This is a genomic window from Kribbella sancticallisti, assembly GCF_039530625.1.
Taxonomy (GTDB): Bacteria; Actinomycetota; Actinomycetes; order Propionibacteriales; family Kribbellaceae; genus Kribbella; species Kribbella sancticallisti.
The window spans coordinates 1-745 of record NZ_BAAAOS010000081.1; the positions used below are offsets into that span (position 1 = coordinate 1).

At 64.4% G+C, this 745-nt stretch carries 2 protein-coding genes; one reads left to right on the forward strand and one right to left on the reverse strand.

The annotated features are described in order from the left end of the window. On the reverse strand, positions 1-483 hold a 483-nt coding region (locus ABD255_RS43445; RefSeq protein ID WP_344222743.1), incomplete at its 3' end, for an SDR family NAD(P)-dependent oxidoreductase. Between the two features lie 52 nt (positions 484-535). On the opposite strand from ABD255_RS43445, the gene ABD255_RS43450 reads away from it, so the two are divergent. After that, a partial coding sequence (locus ABD255_RS43450) for a TetR/AcrR family transcriptional regulator (RefSeq protein WP_344222744.1) occupies positions 536-745 on the forward strand: 210 nt, incomplete at its 3' end.

The window sequence follows — 745 nt, forward strand, 5'->3', positions numbered from 1 at the left end:
CGCGGCCTTGGTCATCGCGTACAGGCTCAAACCCGGGTACGGCACTCGCTCTGCAAAGCAACTGCCGATGCTGATAATCCGACCACCGTCGCTCATCGTCTGGGCGGCGGCCTGACTAGCCACGAACACGGCCCGCACGTGGATGGCCAGCTCCTGGTCAACCTCCTCGGCGGTGATCTCTTCCAGAGGGCCAACATGGAACACCCCCGCATTGTTCACCAAGACGTCGAGGCGCCCGAACTCGGCAACGGTCCGCGACACGGCACCGATGACAGCCTGGGCGTCCGCACTGTCTGCCGCGATTGCCAGGCCGCGACCCCCCGCATGCTCGATCTGCTCTACGACAGCGCCCGCCCGTTCGGCGTTGCGCTGGTACGTGAAGGCGACATCCGCGCCGTCCTGCGCCAAGCGGGTGGCGATCGCTGCCCCAATTCCGCGACTGCCCCCGGTGACGAGTGCGACCTTGCCGTCCAGTTGTCCCATGTGATGCCCTATCTTATTTCCGTAGTGATCATTACCGAATTATCATGGACTAGTGGACAAGGGAAATCAAGGGCAGCCACCCGCACCGAAGCTCGCACCGAGGGGCAGGTCGAGGGGCAGACCCAGAAACTTTGACCGAACCGCCGCGCTGGTCGCCGCACTCGAGCTGTTCTGGGAGCGCGGCTACGAGGGCACCTCTCTCAGCGAATTGACCGCCCGAATGGGGATCAGCGCCACCAGCCTGTACGCCGCATTCGGGTCC